General features: G+C 43.7%; 18 protein-coding genes. 8 read left to right on the top strand and 10 right to left on the bottom strand.

Annotated features, from left to right (window positions below; all coding sequences use genetic code 11):
• Positions 1-2: 2 nt before the first annotated feature.
• From lptA to ACED60_RS16310, 5 genes are read right to left on the bottom strand one after another with little or no spacing between them, the layout of a single operon-like run.
• Positions 3-497: a lipopolysaccharide transport periplasmic protein LptA gene (gene lptA, locus ACED60_RS16330; protein ID WP_009847739.1), complete on the bottom strand. Its 495-nt coding sequence runs from the start codon at positions 495-497 to the stop codon at positions 3-5.
• On the bottom strand, positions 478-1,041 hold the full coding sequence (lptC, locus tag ACED60_RS16325) for an LPS export ABC transporter periplasmic protein LptC (RefSeq protein ID WP_009847738.1): 564 nt from the start codon (positions 1,039-1,041) through the stop codon (positions 478-480). The genes lptA and lptC overlap by 20 nt, the downstream gene beginning before the upstream one ends.
• Complete coding sequence (kdsC, locus tag ACED60_RS16320; protein WP_009847737.1) at positions 1,038-1,595, bottom strand: 3-deoxy-manno-octulosonate-8-phosphatase KdsC; 558 nt, start codon at positions 1,593-1,595, stop codon at positions 1,038-1,040. Before kdsC ends, lptC begins: the two co-directional genes overlap by 4 nt.
• The gene (gene kdsD / locus ACED60_RS16315) at positions 1,595-2,566 is read right to left on the bottom strand and encodes an arabinose-5-phosphate isomerase KdsD (RefSeq protein ID WP_009847736.1); all 972 of its coding nucleotides are present in this window, start codon (positions 2,564-2,566) and stop codon (positions 1,595-1,597) included. Before kdsD ends, kdsC begins: the two co-directional genes overlap by 1 nt.
• 34 nt (positions 2,567-2,600) lie before the next feature.
• Positions 2,601-3,566, bottom strand: coding sequence for a calcium/sodium antiporter (locus tag ACED60_RS16310; protein ID WP_009847735.1), 966 nt, complete (start codon positions 3,564-3,566; stop codon positions 2,601-2,603).
• A gap of 263 nt (positions 3,567-3,829) precedes the next feature.
• Here ACED60_RS16310 and mlaF point away from each other — a divergent pair, with 263 nt between their 5' ends.
• The 8 genes from mlaF (at position 3,830) to ACED60_RS16270 (ending at position 9,307) form a co-directional block, all read left to right on the top strand.
• Positions 3,830-4,636, top strand: a complete 807-nt coding sequence (gene mlaF, locus ACED60_RS16305) for a phospholipid ABC transporter ATP-binding protein MlaF (protein ID WP_371728005.1) — start codon at positions 3,830-3,832, stop codon at positions 4,634-4,636.
• Positions 4,626-5,405, top strand: a complete 780-nt coding sequence (gene mlaE / locus ACED60_RS16300; RefSeq protein ID WP_029223888.1) for a lipid asymmetry maintenance ABC transporter permease subunit MlaE — start codon at positions 4,626-4,628, stop codon at positions 5,403-5,405. Before mlaF ends, mlaE begins: the two co-directional genes overlap by 11 nt.
• 2 nt (positions 5,406-5,407) lie before the next feature.
• Entirely contained in the window at positions 5,408-5,899 is a 492-nt protein-coding gene (mlaD, locus tag ACED60_RS16295) for an outer membrane lipid asymmetry maintenance protein MlaD (protein WP_102249064.1), read from the top strand.
• A gap of 4 nt (positions 5,900-5,903) precedes the next feature.
• Entirely contained in the window at positions 5,904-6,581 is a 678-nt protein-coding gene (locus tag ACED60_RS16290) for a phospholipid-binding protein MlaC (RefSeq protein WP_029223887.1), read from the top strand.
• Complete coding sequence (locus tag ACED60_RS16285; RefSeq protein ID WP_004735315.1) at positions 6,581-6,889, top strand: lipid asymmetry maintenance protein MlaB; 309 nt, start codon at positions 6,581-6,583, stop codon at positions 6,887-6,889. The genes ACED60_RS16290 and ACED60_RS16285 overlap by 1 nt, the downstream gene beginning before the upstream one ends.
• A 13-nt stretch (positions 6,890-6,902) precedes the next feature.
• Positions 6,903-7,157 (top strand): BolA family iron metabolism protein IbaG, encoded by a 255-nt coding sequence (gene ibaG, locus ACED60_RS16280; protein WP_004738686.1) that lies wholly within the window; start codon positions 6,903-6,905, stop codon positions 7,155-7,157.
• 8 nt (positions 7,158-7,165) lie between these two features.
• Positions 7,166-8,431 carry a UDP-N-acetylglucosamine 1-carboxyvinyltransferase gene (gene murA / locus ACED60_RS16275; RefSeq protein WP_371709901.1) on the top strand — a complete coding sequence of 422 codons (1,266 nt, stop codon included), beginning with the start codon at positions 7,166-7,168 and terminating at the stop codon, positions 8,429-8,431.
• 150 nt (positions 8,432-8,581) lie between these two features.
• Positions 8,582-9,307 carry a 1-acylglycerol-3-phosphate O-acyltransferase gene (locus tag ACED60_RS16270; protein WP_004735318.1) on the top strand — a complete coding sequence of 242 codons (726 nt, stop codon included), beginning with the start codon at positions 8,582-8,584 and terminating at the stop codon, positions 9,305-9,307.
• Positions 9,308-9,431: 124 nt separating this feature from the next.
• Here ACED60_RS16270 and ACED60_RS16265 read toward each other — a convergent pair whose 3' ends face one another.
• The 5 genes from ACED60_RS16265 to arcA form a co-directional block, all read right to left on the bottom strand.
• Positions 9,432-9,821: a RidA family protein gene (locus ACED60_RS16265; RefSeq protein ID WP_009847729.1), complete on the bottom strand. Its 390-nt coding sequence runs from the start codon at positions 9,819-9,821 to the stop codon at positions 9,432-9,434.
• 135 nt (positions 9,822-9,956) lie between these two features.
• Complete coding sequence (gene pyrI / locus ACED60_RS16260) at positions 9,957-10,418, bottom strand: aspartate carbamoyltransferase regulatory subunit (RefSeq protein ID WP_004735320.1); 462 nt, start codon at positions 10,416-10,418, stop codon at positions 9,957-9,959.
• Between the two features lie 12 nt (positions 10,419-10,430).
• Positions 10,431-11,360, bottom strand: coding sequence for an aspartate carbamoyltransferase (pyrB, locus tag ACED60_RS16255; protein ID WP_371728004.1), 930 nt, complete (start codon positions 11,358-11,360; stop codon positions 10,431-10,433).
• Between the two features lie 287 nt (positions 11,361-11,647).
• Entirely contained in the window at positions 11,648-12,652 is a 1,005-nt protein-coding gene (locus ACED60_RS16250; protein WP_017097535.1) for an ornithine carbamoyltransferase, read from the bottom strand.
• Positions 12,653-12,808: 156 nt separating this feature from the next.
• A complete protein-coding gene (gene arcA, locus ACED60_RS16245; protein WP_371728003.1) occupies positions 12,809-14,029 on the bottom strand; it encodes an arginine deiminase in 1,221 nt (406 codons plus the stop codon).
• Positions 14,030-14,264: the final 235 nt, after the last annotated feature.

Raw genomic sequence — 14,264 nt, 5'->3', positions numbered from 1 at the left:
GATTACTTATTCACTTCCGCTGGTTGTAAAACCGTTGATACACGCTCACTGCTATCACTATCGGCAACCAACTTTTGAGAGGTGATCTGATAGGTAATCTTAGAGCCACGAATGATACTGCCATCTTGAGATAGCATCGCGTTCTTAGTCATGATCAATCTATCGGCAATCAGCTGGTAATGTAAATCGTCAGCTTCACCATAGAGTGTTTTCCCATCGTCAGTAAGTTGAGAAAAGGTTGCGGGCTTTCCGAAACCTTGTATTTCTTCAATTTCACCGTTGACGGCATTACGTGTAACAATGACCTTATCGGCATTGATATTGATGCTACCTTGTTTAAGGTTCACATCGCCAAGAAAGGTAACTTGATTGCTTTTCATATCTAATTGCTGACTGTCTGAATCAATATAGACAGGCTGCTCGCTATCCGAAGATAGAGCATAGACATTAGACGCCGCAAGGGTCAAAGCCAATAAACTAAGGTGTGAGAGTTTCATATCTACCCTGAACAGAATTAAAGAGAGTCGCATTGTTGGTACCGAAGTTCCCTTTCATTGCTTGCCCCTCATTTTCAAAAAATGTACCGATCATATGGACCGGAGTGTCTGAATAAAAATCTCGGCTAGTCAGTTCAACAACCATTTTATCAGTGGTCATTGTATCGAAACTAGCATCTGGCAACAGGTTCTTCGCCACAACGTTGTCATAAAAAGTGATGACTTGATTTTCATCCATAATTGCGCGATCAGCGGTCACTCGCCATTCTATCGTATGCCCTTCACGGAATACTGAAAGAATAGGGGCTTGAAAGTGTGTATCGCCAACGACGGAGTAGTGCTCTAGATTGGTCGATTCAACTTGATAGCTACGAATACCGCTTTCGTCATAGCTAATATTATCAAGATTCTTGCCACTAAACGCGGGCAGTTCTAAATTTGGATCTACTTGTATCGTCGAAGTTTGCTCTTTGTCGTACAAGTAATAGGCTGACCAAGAGGTAATAAAGATGAGTATTAAGTAGATAATACGATTAAAACTCATATGCTTAAACCTTTGTGCACGTCGAGTTCGTTTCTTGCTTGTAAAATAAGGTCGCAGACTTCACGTACTGCACCGTAACCGCCGTTAATGGTTGTTACGTAGTTGGCTCTTTGTGCAAGTAATGGGTGACCGTCTGCCACACATACCTTTAAGCCGACCTTTGCCATTACAGGCCAGTCGATTAAATCGTCTCCGATATAACCTGTGTTTTCAGGATTAACTGAAAGCTTATCGCAAATATCTTGGTAGGCTTTAACTTTATCATCCTGACCTTGATAAATTAGCTTAATACCGAGAGCGGTCATTCGATTCTCAACAATTTGAGATTTACGGCCAGTGATGATTGCGATTTCAACGCCGGCGTTCATCAACGATTTAATGCCGTAACCGTCGCGCGTATGGAAAGTTTTTAGCTCTTCACCGTTGTTACCCATGTAGATGCGGCCATCAGAGAATACGCCATCTACATCACAAATCAGCAGTTTGATCTCTTTTGCAATCGCAAATACACGTGAATCCACTGTGCCGTAAAGGGTTTCAATTGCCTGTGACATTACATTACTCCTGCTTTCAGTAAGTCATGCATATTTAAAGCGCCTACTAATTTGCCATTATCACACAACATCAGGCCATTGATGCTCTTAGCTTGCATCAAATTTAAGCCCTCAACTGCGAGCATATTTGGTTCTGCTACCGTTGGGTTCAGTGTCATCACATCGCCGATCTGCGTGTTATGAATATCAATACGTTTATCTAAGATACGGCGTAAATCACCATCGGTAAAAATGCCCTTCATTTGGCCATCTTCACCGACGATTGCCGTCATGCCCAAGCCTTTTTGAGATATCTCTAACAGGGCATCTCGAACTAGTGCATCCGGAGCAACAGTTGGGAGTGCATCGCCGGTGTGCATGATGTCGTCTAGTTTCAACAGCAGTTGACGGCCTAAAGCACCACCAGGATGAGACAGTGCAAAATCTTGAGCGGTAAAACCTCTTGCCTGTAAAAGTGCAACGGCTAATGCATCACCCATAACCAAGGTAGCGGTAGTACTGGTTGTTGGTGCTAAACCAAGGGGACACGCTTCTTCGGGTACTGAAATCTGTAAATGAATATCAGATAAAGTCGCCATGTTTGATGCTGGCTTGCCAGTCATGCTGATAATCTTAATGTTTAAACGCTTTAATACTGGGAATAGGCTGAGGATTTCTCCTGATTCACCTGAGTTGGATATTGCTATCACAATATCGCCAGGTTCGATCATGCCTAAATCACCATGCGCCGCTTCACCTGGGTGTACAAAGAAAGCCGATGTACCAGTACTTGCCAGTGTAGCTGCTATTTTGTTACCAATGTGGCCTGATTTGCCCATGCCCATTACTACGACTTTGCCTTTGTTGTTCAGGATTAGGTCGCAAGCTTTGCTAAAATCATCATTAAAATATTGGTCTAATTGCGTGAGACCTGCAACTTCAGTTTCCAAAACTTGTTTTGCAACGCTGCAATAATCAAATGGCTGAGACATCAAATACTCCAAGTACGGGAAGTTAAATCAACAATTAAGCTGACATGTTCATTAGTAGGTAACTTTGATATGCCACAAACGTCACGATTAACACGCCGCCTTCGATACGATTCACGCTACGAGATTTTCCTAGTGCCATGATAACAAGAAGTAGTGATACGCCTAGCATTACCCAGAAGTCACGACCCATTGCAAACTCGCTCAAGATTGAAGGGTTTAGGATGCCTGGGATACCCATCACGGCAAGGATGTTGAATACGTTTGAGCCAATGATATTACCCACAGCCATATCATCTTCACCTTTCATAACACCAGCTAGTGATGCTGCAAGTTCAGGTAAACTTGTGCCAACGGCAATAATGGTTAAACCAATCACAAGGTCGCTCATACCAAAGAACTTCGCGATTACAACCGCGTTATCAACCAACATGTTGGCCGCTAGAGGTAGAATAATCAGGCCAACCACCACCCACATTGCGGCTTTGGGGTTGCTCACGCCTTCAGGAACTTCAGATTCTTGTTCGTCAAGAAAGGCATCACCGTTCTTTTTCTCACTACGGCTGATTTGCAGCATCGCAAATAAGAAAGCGGCAAAAAGAACAAACAACAACACACCTTCATAGAAACCTAAGTGATTATCCCAAAGCAGTGCGCCCGCTAATAGAGTGACACCTATCATTAAAGGTAGTTCACGACGAATCACACCAGAGCTAATCGATAATGGCTTGATAAGGGCTGTAATACCTAAAATCAGCGCGATGTTAGCGATGTTTGAGCCTAATACGTTACCTACCGCCGTATCTGTTTTACCATCAAGGGCTGCTGTCGCAGAAACCATCATTTCAGGGGCTGAAGATCCCATTGCTAAGATTGTCATACCGATAACTAGTGGTGAAATACCGAAGTTGCGAGCAAGAGCTGCGGCACCGTATACCAGCTTATCTGCACTCCACACCAAAAAACCTAGACCGATAATAAGAAACGCAATCGCTTCAAGCATGATGATTCCTAAAAATTAATAAAAAACGGAGAATTAACCGCTAATTTTGACTTGTTGCTAGATAAAAGGGAAGTCACTCGACAAATTAATTGCTAGTTAGTGGTAAAGAAATGTTGATGAGGAATGAATTTCTCAATGCTTTCAAATCCCTGCCTTTGTTTTCTGTTTTTAATAATTAATTGAACAGCGCTTTTAATTCTAAAGTAGACTCATTATTATTGCAGCCATAATTGGCGTTTTTAAAGCAAGGAAACAACAAAAGTATGTTGAACACTGAGTTTGTGAAAGTTAAGAATCTCAGCTTCTCACGCGGTGAGCGAATTATCTTTGATGACATCAGTTTAGAGGTTCCTCAAGGAAAAATAACCGCGATCATGGGGCCGTCAGGGATCGGTAAAACAACCTTATTACGTCTGATCGGTGGACAATTACCACCAGATGAAGGTGAAATTTGGTTTGATGGCGACAACATCCCTGCATTGCCACGTCGAAAGCTATATCAAGCACGCAAGAAAATGAGCATGCTTTTCCAATCGGGGGCACTTTTCACGGATCTGAATGTCTTTGATAATGTGGCGTTTCCTTTGCGAGAGCACACTGAACTTAACGAAAAATTCATTCGTACCATTGTATTGCTTAAGCTTGAGGCGGTAGGGTTGCGAGGCGCGGCGCAATTAATGCCGAGTGAGTTGTCTGGTGGTATGGCGAGACGAGCGGCGTTGGCCCGTGCGATCGCATTGGACCCAGAACTTATTATGTATGATGAGCCTTTTGTTGGCCAAGACCCAATCACCATGGGTGTTTTGGTTGAGTTGATTCGTAACCTCAATCAAGCCTTGGGTTTAACCTCGATTGTCGTTTCTCATGATGTCCCTGAGGTGATGAGCATTGCTGATTGGGTTTATTTGATGGCTGATGGGAAAATTATTGCTGCAGGTTCTCCTGATGAGTTGTACAACAACAGCGACCCAAGAGTGCAGCAATTTTTGCAAGGTGAATCGGATGGCCCTGTGCCATTTAGGTTTCCTGCAAATAGCTTAGAAAAGGATTTGTTTGAATATGATTGCTAAAACTATTGCGGGTGTCGGTAAGCGCGCACTTGCGATCTGTGAGTCATTTGGTCGAGCAAGCCTAATGCTATTTGGGGCTTTGTTTGGCATCCCGAAACTAAAAAACTTCCCTCTATTAGTTAAACAATTTTATAGCGTTGGCGTTCAGTCATTGGCTATCATTTTAGTTTCGGGTTTGTTTATTGGCATGGTACTCAGTCTGCAGGGCTATGTCGTATTAATCGACTATGGCGCAGAGGGTAACCTTGGGCAAATGGTCGCGCTCTCGTTGTTACGGGAACTGGGCCCTGTGGTGACAGCACTTCTGTTTGCTGGCCGTGCGGGTTCAGCATTAACGGCTGAGATCGGCTTAATGAGAGCAACGGAACAGATCTCTAGTCTTGAGATGATGGCGGTTGATCCTCTTAAACGCATTATTGCGCCACGTCTCTGGGCCGGCCTTATTTCTATGCCACTGCTCGCTATGATCTTTATGGCGGTCGGGATTTGGGGTGCTCAGTTAGTCGGTGTGGATTGGAAAGGTATTGACCACGGCAGTTTCTGGTCTGCGATGCAGTCTTCCGTTGAGCTTGGCCGTGATATTGGTAACAGCATGATCAAATGCATGGTCTTCGCTATCACCGTAACTTGGATCGCACTTTTTAATGGTTATGATGCAGTACCGACATCCGAAGGTATTAGTCAGGCAACCACACGCACAGTAGTACACTCTTCTCTAGCGGTATTAGGGCTAGATTTTGTTCTTACCGCATTGATGTTTGGGAATTAATCATGCAACAAACTCGAAAATTAGAATTATGGGTCGGCACCTTTGTTATTGCCGGAATTTGCGCAATCTTAATCATGATCTTTCAAGTCGCTGACGTAAAAGGTATAGGTTCAAACCATACTTATAACCTAAAAGCGACCTTTGACAATATTGGCAGCCTAAAGGTTCGCTCACCAGTAAAGGTGGGGGGCGTCGTTGTTGGTCGAGTTCAAAGTATTGAACTTGATACTGAGAGCTACCTTCCTGTGGTTGAACTGTCTATTGATGCGAAGTACTCACAATTTCCTGATACCTCTAGTGCTCAAATCTTAACGTCGGGCTTGATCGGTGAGCAGTACATCAGCTTAGTTCCAGGCTTCATCTTTGAAGATGAAGAGATGTTGATTGATGGTGATTCTATCGAAGACACCAAGTCGGCATTAGTATTAGAAGATTTGATTGGTCAAGTGCTGTATAGCGTCGGTGGCTCTGATAATAGCGAAGCTAAGGAGTAGGCTCATGTTAAAGACGAATAATTTATTGAAGACTAATTACTTATTGAAAATATGGTTTCTGGCAGCAGTCGCTTTACTGATGTCGACTCCAGCTTTTTCGGCAAAACCGATTGACCGAACTCAGCCTTATCAGATGATGACTCAAGTTGCGGAAGAGGCTTTCGCCCGTTTGAAGAACGAGCAAGAGAATATCCATCAAGACCCAGAGTTACTGAAGGTCATCGTGGAAGAAGAGTTGATGCCTTATGTGAATGCTCAATATGCGGCGCTGAAGTTGCTAGGGCCGAACTTGAAAGGTGCTGATAGAGGAGACGTGCGCGTATTTATTGATGCATTTCGTAAATATCTCGTTTCTTCTTATGCTCAAGTGTTAACTCAATATACAGATCAGACGATTAAATTTGGTCCAGAACCAACAATTAAAACAGATAGCCGTATTACCAGTATTAAGGTTGATATCATTGATACGCCTCGACCAAACATTAACCTTGAGTTTAAACTGCGCAAAGATAAGAAGTCAGGTGAGTGGAAGGCATTTGATATGGTTGCCGAAGGTATAAGCCTGTTATCAAGTAAGAAGTCTGAGTGGAACACTAAGATTCGTCAAGAAGGCATCTTACAAGTAGCTGACGAACTCGAGAAACTGGCTTCTCAACCGATTCGTTTTGAGAGTAATAAATAATGAGCCATTCTCAATGGCAAGCGCTAAGCTCTAAAGAATATCAACTTCTTGGTGATATAGATCGAGATAGTGTACCTGCAATCTGGCGTATATTGGAAAAGTGGCAAACGACGGAATCGAGCGTTGAAATTGACCTTAGCCATATAAATCGAGTCGATTCAGCAGGAATGGTGATGCTAATTCACTTATTAGAGCATGCAAAAAATCAAAACTGTCATATAATGCTCAGTTTCGTGCCAGAACAATTACGAACGTTGTTCCAATTGAGCAATATCCAGCCAATGATGGCAGAACACATAAAAAATTAGGCAGGAGCTATTTGTGGACAGCACAAAAGTACAAGAATTATTAGCAGAGGCTCTGAACCTTCAGGAAATTATCGTGAAGGGTGAAGGCAGTCATTACGAAGTTGTTGCGGTTGATCCATGTTTTGACGGCATGAATCGAGTTAAGAAGCAGCAACTAATCTACGGCCCACTAATGGAATACATTCAACGCAATGATATCCATGCTCTTTCTATTAAGGCTTTCACGCCGGAAGAGTGGGAACGTGATAAGAAACTGATGTCACTTTAAGGTTTATGATGGAAAAGTTTCGAGTTATTGGATCGGATAAGCCGCTAAGCGGTGAAGTGACGATCTCAGGCGCAAAAAATGCAGCCCTACCAATCCTATTTGCTTCAATTCTAGCTGAAGAGCCGGTTGAAGTGAGTAATGTTCCTCACCTACGTGACATCGATACTACGATGGAATTGCTTAAGCGTTTAGGCGCAAAAGTATCACGCAATGGTAGTGTTCATGTTGATGGCAGCGAAATTAATGAATTTTGTGCACCTTACGATTTAGTAAAAACAATGCGCGCTTCTATTTGGGCTTTAGGTCCTTTAGTCGCTCGTTTTGGTGAAGGCCAAGTGTCACTTCCGGGCGGTTGTGCAATTGGTGCTCGACCTGTTGATTTACATATCCATGGCCTAGAGCAACTAGGTGCGACTATTAAGTTGGAAGATGGTTATGTAAAAGCAAGTGTTGACGGCCGTTTGAAAGGCGCGCACATCGTGATGGATAAAGTAAGTGTGGGTGCCACCATTACTATCATGTGTGCAGCAACGCTAGCGGAAGGTACAACTGTGTTAGATAATTCAGCGCGTGAGCCTGAGATTGTTGATACGGCTGATTTCCTAAATAAACTAGGTGCTAAAATTTCTGGTGCAGGTACAGATACGATTACTATCGAAGGCGTTGAGCGTCTTGGTGGTGGCCAACACTCTGTGGTTGCAGACCGTATTGAAACGGGTACCTTCCTGGTTGCTGCTGCGGTTTCTGGCGGTAAAGTGGTTTGTCGCAACACCAACGCTCATCTTCTTGAAGCTGCCTTAGCGAAGCTTGAAGAAGCGGGAGCGAAGGTTGAAACGGGCGAAGGTTGGATCAGCCTTGATATGACTGATCGTGAGTTGAAAGCGGTGAAAATCGTAACGGCACCTCACCCAGGCTTCCCAACCGACATGCAAGCACAGTTTACCCTGCTTAACATGATGGCGAAGGGCAGTGGTGTAATCACTGAGACTATCTTTGAAAACCGCTTTATGCACATTCCTGAACTACAGCGAATGGGAGCAAAAGCGGAAATAGAAGGCAACACTGCTATTTGTGGTGAAACCAAAAAATTGAGCGGCGCTCAAGTAATGGCAACGGACCTTCGCGCATCTGCGAGCCTTGTTATTGCTGGTTGTATCGCTCAAGGTGAAACCATCGTTGACCGTATTTATCACATCGATCGTGGCTACGATAAGATTGAAGATAAATTGTCAGCCTTAGGCGCAAACATTACACGGTTTAGCGAGTCGAACTAACTTAGGTTAGTGAGTTCATGAATCAGTAAGATGAAAACAGAAAAGTCGGAACCTTGGTTTCGGCTTTTTTATAGTTGTATTTACCGCCAGTGAATCTATTGCCTATGTTGTGCAAATAGATGAATCAACTTGGTGGTTGTGAGGAACAAAATGATAGCAATATTACGTATTTTCGCAGTGGCGATATTTGCGATTCTTATGTTTGTATTTGGGTGTGGTTACTGTTTACTAAGCCCACGTAACCCGAAACACGTATTTACCTTTGGTCGTTATTTCGGTCGCATGTCGAAAATCTTTGGTATGAAGTTAGAGCTTCGTATCCCGGAAGATGCTTACTCTCGTGGCCAACATGTTTACGTTGCAAACCACCAAAATAGCTGGGATCTATTCACGATTTCATCTGCGGTAACACCTAAGGTTGTGACTGTTGGTAAGAAGAGCCTAGCGTGGATGCCTCTTTTTGGTCAGCTGTACTGGTTGACGGGTAATATCCTAATCGACCGGGCTAACCGCAGCAAAGCGGTAGGTACGATCGATCAAGTGGTTACTAGCCTTAAAGAGAGTGATGTTTCAGTATGGATGTTCCCTGAGGGGACTCGTTCTCGTGGTCGTGGTTTGTTGCCATTCAAAACGGGTGCTTTCCATGCTGCGATTGGCGCTGGCTTACCTATTATCCCTATCGTGTGTAGCTCAACAGGTGGCGTGAAGCTGAACCGTTGGAACAATGGTCATGTGATTGTTGAAATGCTGCCACCAATCAGCACTGAAGATTACGATAAGTCTAATGTTCGTCAACTGGCTAACCTAGCTCGTGAGCAGATGGCTGCGAAGCTTGAAGAGTTAGACAAAGAAGTGGTTGAGCTTAATAAGAAGTAATCATCTAAGCGAAACGATGAACAAGAAAAAAGGTTGCCAATTGGGCAACCTTTTTTGTATCTGATAAACGCTCAGTATTATGCCAACTTGTTTACTAGAAACCGTTTATTCTAGATATTAAAACCTATTTGCGAACCGCAATAGCTTCGATCTCAATACCTACATCTTTTGGCAGACGCGCTACTTCAACACATGAGCGTGCAGGGTAGTTTGCAACACCGTGCTCATCAAAGAATTTACCGTAAACTTCGTTTACTGTACCGAAGTCGTTTAGGTCTTTAACGAATACCGTTAGTTTTACTATGTCTTTTACAGTCAGGCCAGAAGCTTCAACAACCGCTTGAACGTTGTCTAGAGATTGGCGAGCTTGCACTGCGATATCAGCAGATACTTCACCAGTTGCTGGGTTTACTGGGATTTGACCAGAAGTCAGAACCATATTGCCAAGGTCAACACCTTGTACGTATGGGCCGATTGCAGCTGGAGCAGATTCTGTGTGAAGTACTTTAGTCATTGGTTATTCCATCAGTTATTGGATAAAAAGCGATTTTTAGTGTGCCTTCAAACTTAGGATAGGTAAAGAGCAAAATACCCCGCACAGGCGAGGTATTGAATAGTTTTTGCGTTCGATCGGTGTTGCCGTATGACGTTATCTTTCTGTCACGATCTCACGAGAGAAGACTTTTTCGCAGTATTTGCACTTCAATCGAATATCTTCTTTCTTTTCAAAGATCTTAAAGCTGCTTTCAACGGGTTCATTGTGAGTAATACAGTTGGTGTTTGGACACTCGAACACATCGTTGATTTGCTCAGGAAGTTCTAGTGGTAGCTTCTTAACCACTTCGTAATCTTCGATTTGGTTTACGGTCGCGTGAGGCGCGTAAAGAGCTAACTTGCTCGCCTGTTCTTCAGTGATAAACACATTCTCTATCTTGAGCAGGTCTTTACCGCCTAGAGCAGAAGATGGAAGGTTTAGGCCAATGGTTACTCGCTGATTAGAGTTATGCATGTCGAACAGTTTGAGTACCTTGATCCCGATATTGGCTGGGATATGGTCGATAACCGTTCCGTTCTTGATTGCTTCAACTTTTAATTGAGTCTCTTTAGACATGATATCTCTCCTCTACAGCGTTTCGTTAAGAACAAGGGCTAGCAATGCTTCACGTGCATAAACACCGTTCTCTGCTTGCTGGAAGTAGTAAGCGTAAGGTGTTTTATCGACATCGACAGTAATTTCATCAACACGAGGAAGAGGGTGAAGAACCTTTAGGTTATCACGTGCACTTTCCAACATCGGAGCCGTCAGGATGTACGCTGATTTGATGTGTGCGTATTCCGATTCATCAAAACGTTCTTTTTGAACTCGAGTCATGTACAGAACATCCAACTCTGGAATCACATCCTCCATGTCTGTCAGCAGTTGGTACTTGATGCCCGCTTCATCAAGCTCTTCACAAATGTAGTCAGGCATTGCCAGTGCTTCTGGAGCAACGAAGTAGAAACAGATGTTGTCGAATTTAGCTAGTGCTTGAGTTAGCGAGTGAACCGTACGGCCGTACTTAAGGTCACCAACGAATGCAACGTTAAGGTTGTCGAGGCGGCCTTGAGTTTCGGCGATAGAGAACAGGTCTAATAGCGTTTGTGTTGGATGTTGGTTTGCGCCGTCGCCTGCGTTAATAACAGGTACACCGTTAGAGAACTCAGAAGCCAGACGCGCTGCGCCTTCTTGAGGATGACGCATTACGTAAGCATCAACGTATGAAGAGATAACCTGTACCGAGTCTGCTAGCGTTTCGCCTTTCTTCGCCAGTGAGGTGTTACCACCACTGTCGAAACCAATCACATCACCACCGATGCGTTGAATAGCCGTTTCAAAAGAGAGACGAGTTCGCGTTGAAGGTTCGAAGAAGCAGCTGGCAACAACTTTGTTCTTGATGAGTTCTGGGTTTGGTTCAGCCTTTAGCTGACCTGCCGTTTGAACAATTAATTCTAGCTCTTCACGAGAAAGCTCTGGAATTGAGATGATGTGCTTTTGATAGAGCGTATTCGCCATGATCTTCTTCCCCACAATAATGTATTGGCCATAAAAAAGCCCCCCATAATGGGAGGCTTTAAAAAAGTGCTGAAAAGCAGAATAGACGGCCTGGCAAGCATGCTAGCTTGCGAGCAATATTTGGTGTTTTCACAATTTTATTATGTGTTTTCACAATATCATTATGTTTTATCACAACATTGCTTGGCGTCATTTTCACTACTCTCAGACAAATTGCCGAGAATTATACGCTTTCAATTTGTGAGCGCAAGCGATTACATCAAGCTTTTGTTTACTTTCAGTATTCGCTATTGGCCCAGAGTCGCAACCATTACCGCTTTGATGGTATGCATGCGATTCTCTGCTTCATCAAATACAATTGAGTAATCCGATTCAAAGACTTCGTCAGTGACTTCTAAGCCGTTCATTCCATATTTGTCTGCAACTTGCTGGCCGATCACGGTTTCATTGTTGTGGAAAGCGGGCAGGCAATGCATGAATTTCACTTGAGGGTTACCTGTGAGCTTAATGACATTCATATTCACTTGGTAAGGTGTCATTACAGCAACACGTTCGTCCCAAGCTTCTGGCGCTTCACCCATAGAAACCCAAACATCGGTATAAAGGAAATCACAGCCTTTCACACCTTCGGCAACGTCTTCTGTCAGCGTGATTTTTGCACCTGTACTTTGCGCGATAGCTTGGCACTCTTCGACAAGGTGCTCTTCTGGCCAAAATGCTTTTGGCGCGACAAGGCGAATATCCATGCCCATTTTCGCGGCACCCACTAACAGAGAGTTACCCATGTTGTTACGTGCATCACCAAGGTAAGCAAAGCTGATTTGATGCAGATGTTTACCGCGACCATGCTCAAGCATAGTGAGGAAATCAGCCAAGATCTGAGTGGGGTGGAACTCATCGGTTAAGCCATTCCAAACCGGTACACCAGCATAAGCGCCTAGGTCTTCGACAATGCTTTGGCCAAACCCTCGGTATTCAATGCCATCGTACATGCGACCTAATACACGCGCCGTATCTTTCATTGATTCTTTCTGACCAATCTGAGAACCAGAAGGGCCTAAATAAGAGACTTGAGCGCCTTGATCAAAAGCAGCTACCTCAAAAGCACATCGAGTTCGAGTGGATGCTTTTTCAAAGATCAAAGCGATGTTTTTACCGTTAAGCTTTTTCTGCTCTGTACCTGCATACTTAGCTTTTTTAAGGTCGGCAGACAGGTCGAGTAAAAACTGAATCTCTTTAGGAGTAAAGTCGAGAAGTTTTAGAAAGTTACGATTGCGAAGATTAAAGGCCATCTCTCGCTCCTTGCGTATATAGAATCAATGAAGAACCCAGTTAAACATAAAAATGCTATATTTGTGAATATTTATTTTATTAATTTGATAAAAAAGGCCAGTACAATGGTACTGGCCTAGATAAGTTAGTGTGTTCGCTTTATTGAGTTTTGTGGCTTAGATACCGTATCTTTCGATAGGACAACTCATACAGCGAGCGCCACCTCGGCCACGACCTAGCTCATTGCCCGGAATCGTCAGAACTTCGATACCTGCTTTGTCGTATTTTTCATTGGTGTAAACATTACGCTCATAGCCGATAACCGTACCCGGTTTCACCGTCAGTACGTTGTTAGCGTCATTCCACTGCTCACGTTCAGCTTCGTAGTTATCACCACCGGTTGTGATGATCTTCAGTTGATCGAGATCCAGTGCGCCTTCAATCGCTGTTAGGTAGTTTTCAGCTTTCTCTACTCGCATTTCGCCATTTTCTTTTGGCGTTAAGCGCCAAGTATCTAGGTCTTTACGAACGATCTCTGGATAGACTGAGAATGTGTCGATATCCATGTGTGTCATTACCGTATCAAGGTGCATACAAGAGCGGTGCTTCGGTAAATCAATCGCAATCACTTCTTTAGCTTGACCTGACTTGAATAAACTCGCAGCTAGGTTTTCGACACCTTGTGGCTTGGTACGCTCTGAAATACCGATAAGAACAGCGCCTTTACCGATTACCAGTACATCACCACCTTCAATATTGGCGTTGTCGTAATGAAGATCTTCATCACCGAAGTACTTTATGAAATCTTGCCCCGCGAATACAGGGTGCCAGCGATATATTGCTCGCAAGTGATTCGTTTCTCGTTGACGAGCAGGCATCATCATCGGGTTAAGAGAGACACCGCCATAAACCCAGCAAGAAGTATCGCGGGTAAATAGATGGTTAGGTAGCGGTTCAATAACGAAATCAAGTGGGCGGTGCATCTTCGGTAGCATTGAAGAAGATTTAATAGGAAGCTCAGAGTAGGCTAAACCACCAAGTAGGATCGTCGCCAAGTGCTCATTGTCCATTTGAGCAAGGTACTCTCTTAAATCACGTGCGAATGTAGGGCCGTAACGGAAATCAGAGATTTGAGTATTAAGCAGCCACTCACGAGCTTGTGCTACAGCGAGTGTCTCAACCAGTAGATCATGCAGTAATAACACTTCAACGTCTTGGTTACGAAGTGTTGTCGCGAAGGCATCGTGTTCTTCACCTGCTGCTTCTACTGCAAGTACATCATCAAAGAGTAGCTCATGACAGTTAGAAGGGGTGAGGTGGGTGAGTGCCCTTTCAGGCCTATTTAGGAGAACTCGTCTTAATTGACCGACTTCGGAGCCAACGTACAGCTTACTCATTTTGCATCCTTACTATTAATCCAGCGTCTATTTATGACAAGCTTGTTCGTAATATGCAAGTTTTGAAACTTGTGTAAAGGTTATGTTATTTTGATATTTTTGGTTTTAAATGCTGAGTTGTTTGTGATTGTTAATATTAAAATCCAACTGAAAGGCTGAGTTCTGGAACAAACTTTTTGCGGATCTATGCTCTAATTTCAGTGATTTGATAATCCACTTTGCTTGGTGAACGTGA

The sequence above is a fragment of the Vibrio sp. 1F279 genome, from assembly GCF_041439815.1.
Lineage (GTDB): Bacteria > Pseudomonadota > Gammaproteobacteria > Enterobacterales > Vibrionaceae > Vibrio > Vibrio tasmaniensis_A.
The sequence above is the reverse complement of the archived record's forward strand: the minus strand, read 5'-3'. Positions and strand labels throughout refer to the sequence as shown.

Coding starts and splice junctions, on each gene's coding strand:
- ACED60_RS16310 (WP_009847735.1), bottom strand. CDS start 3,566: ATGCTTGAAGCGATTGCGTTTCTTATTATCGGTCTAGGTTTTTTGGTG.
- lptC (WP_009847738.1), bottom strand. CDS start 1,041: ATGAGTTTTAATCGTATTATCTACTTAATACTCATCTTTATTACCTCT.
- pyrI (WP_004735320.1), bottom strand. CDS start 10,418: ATGTCTAAAGAGACTCAATTAAAAGTTGAAGCAATCAAGAACGGAACG.
- mlaE (WP_029223888.1), top strand. CDS start 4,626: ATGATTGCTAAAACTATTGCGGGTGTCGGTAAGCGCGCACTTGCGATC.
- ACED60_RS16250 (WP_017097535.1), bottom strand. CDS start 12,652: ATGGCCTTTAATCTTCGCAATCGTAACTTTCTAAAACTTCTCGACTTT.
- pyrB (WP_371728004.1), bottom strand. CDS start 11,360: ATGGCGAATACGCTCTATCAAAAGCACATCATCTCAATTCCAGAGCTT.
- lptA (WP_009847739.1), bottom strand. CDS start 497: ATGAAACTCTCACACCTTAGTTTATTGGCTTTGACCCTTGCGGCGTCT.
- mlaF (WP_371728005.1), top strand. CDS start 3,830: ATGTTGAACACTGAGTTTGTGAAAGTTAAGAATCTCAGCTTCTCACGC.
- mlaD (WP_102249064.1), top strand. CDS start 5,408: ATGCAACAAACTCGAAAATTAGAATTATGGGTCGGCACCTTTGTTATT.
- murA (WP_371709901.1), top strand. CDS start 7,166: ATGGAAAAGTTTCGAGTTATTGGATCGGATAAGCCGCTAAGCGGTGAA.
- kdsD (WP_009847736.1), bottom strand. CDS start 2,566: ATGTCTCAGCCATTTGATTATTGCAGCGTTGCAAAACAAGTTTTGGAA.
- ACED60_RS16285 (WP_004735315.1), top strand. CDS start 6,581: ATGAGCCATTCTCAATGGCAAGCGCTAAGCTCTAAAGAATATCAACTT.
- arcA (WP_371728003.1), bottom strand. CDS start 14,029: ATGAGTAAGCTGTACGTTGGCTCCGAAGTCGGTCAATTAAGACGAGTT.
- ACED60_RS16265 (WP_009847729.1), bottom strand. CDS start 9,821: ATGACTAAAGTACTTCACACAGAATCTGCTCCAGCTGCAATCGGCCCA.
- ACED60_RS16270 (WP_004735318.1), top strand. CDS start 8,582: ATGATAGCAATATTACGTATTTTCGCAGTGGCGATATTTGCGATTCTT.
- ACED60_RS16290 (WP_029223887.1), top strand. CDS start 5,904: ATGTTAAAGACGAATAATTTATTGAAGACTAATTACTTATTGAAAATA.
- kdsC (WP_009847737.1), bottom strand. CDS start 1,595: ATGTCACAGGCAATTGAAACCCTTTACGGCACAGTGGATTCACGTGTA.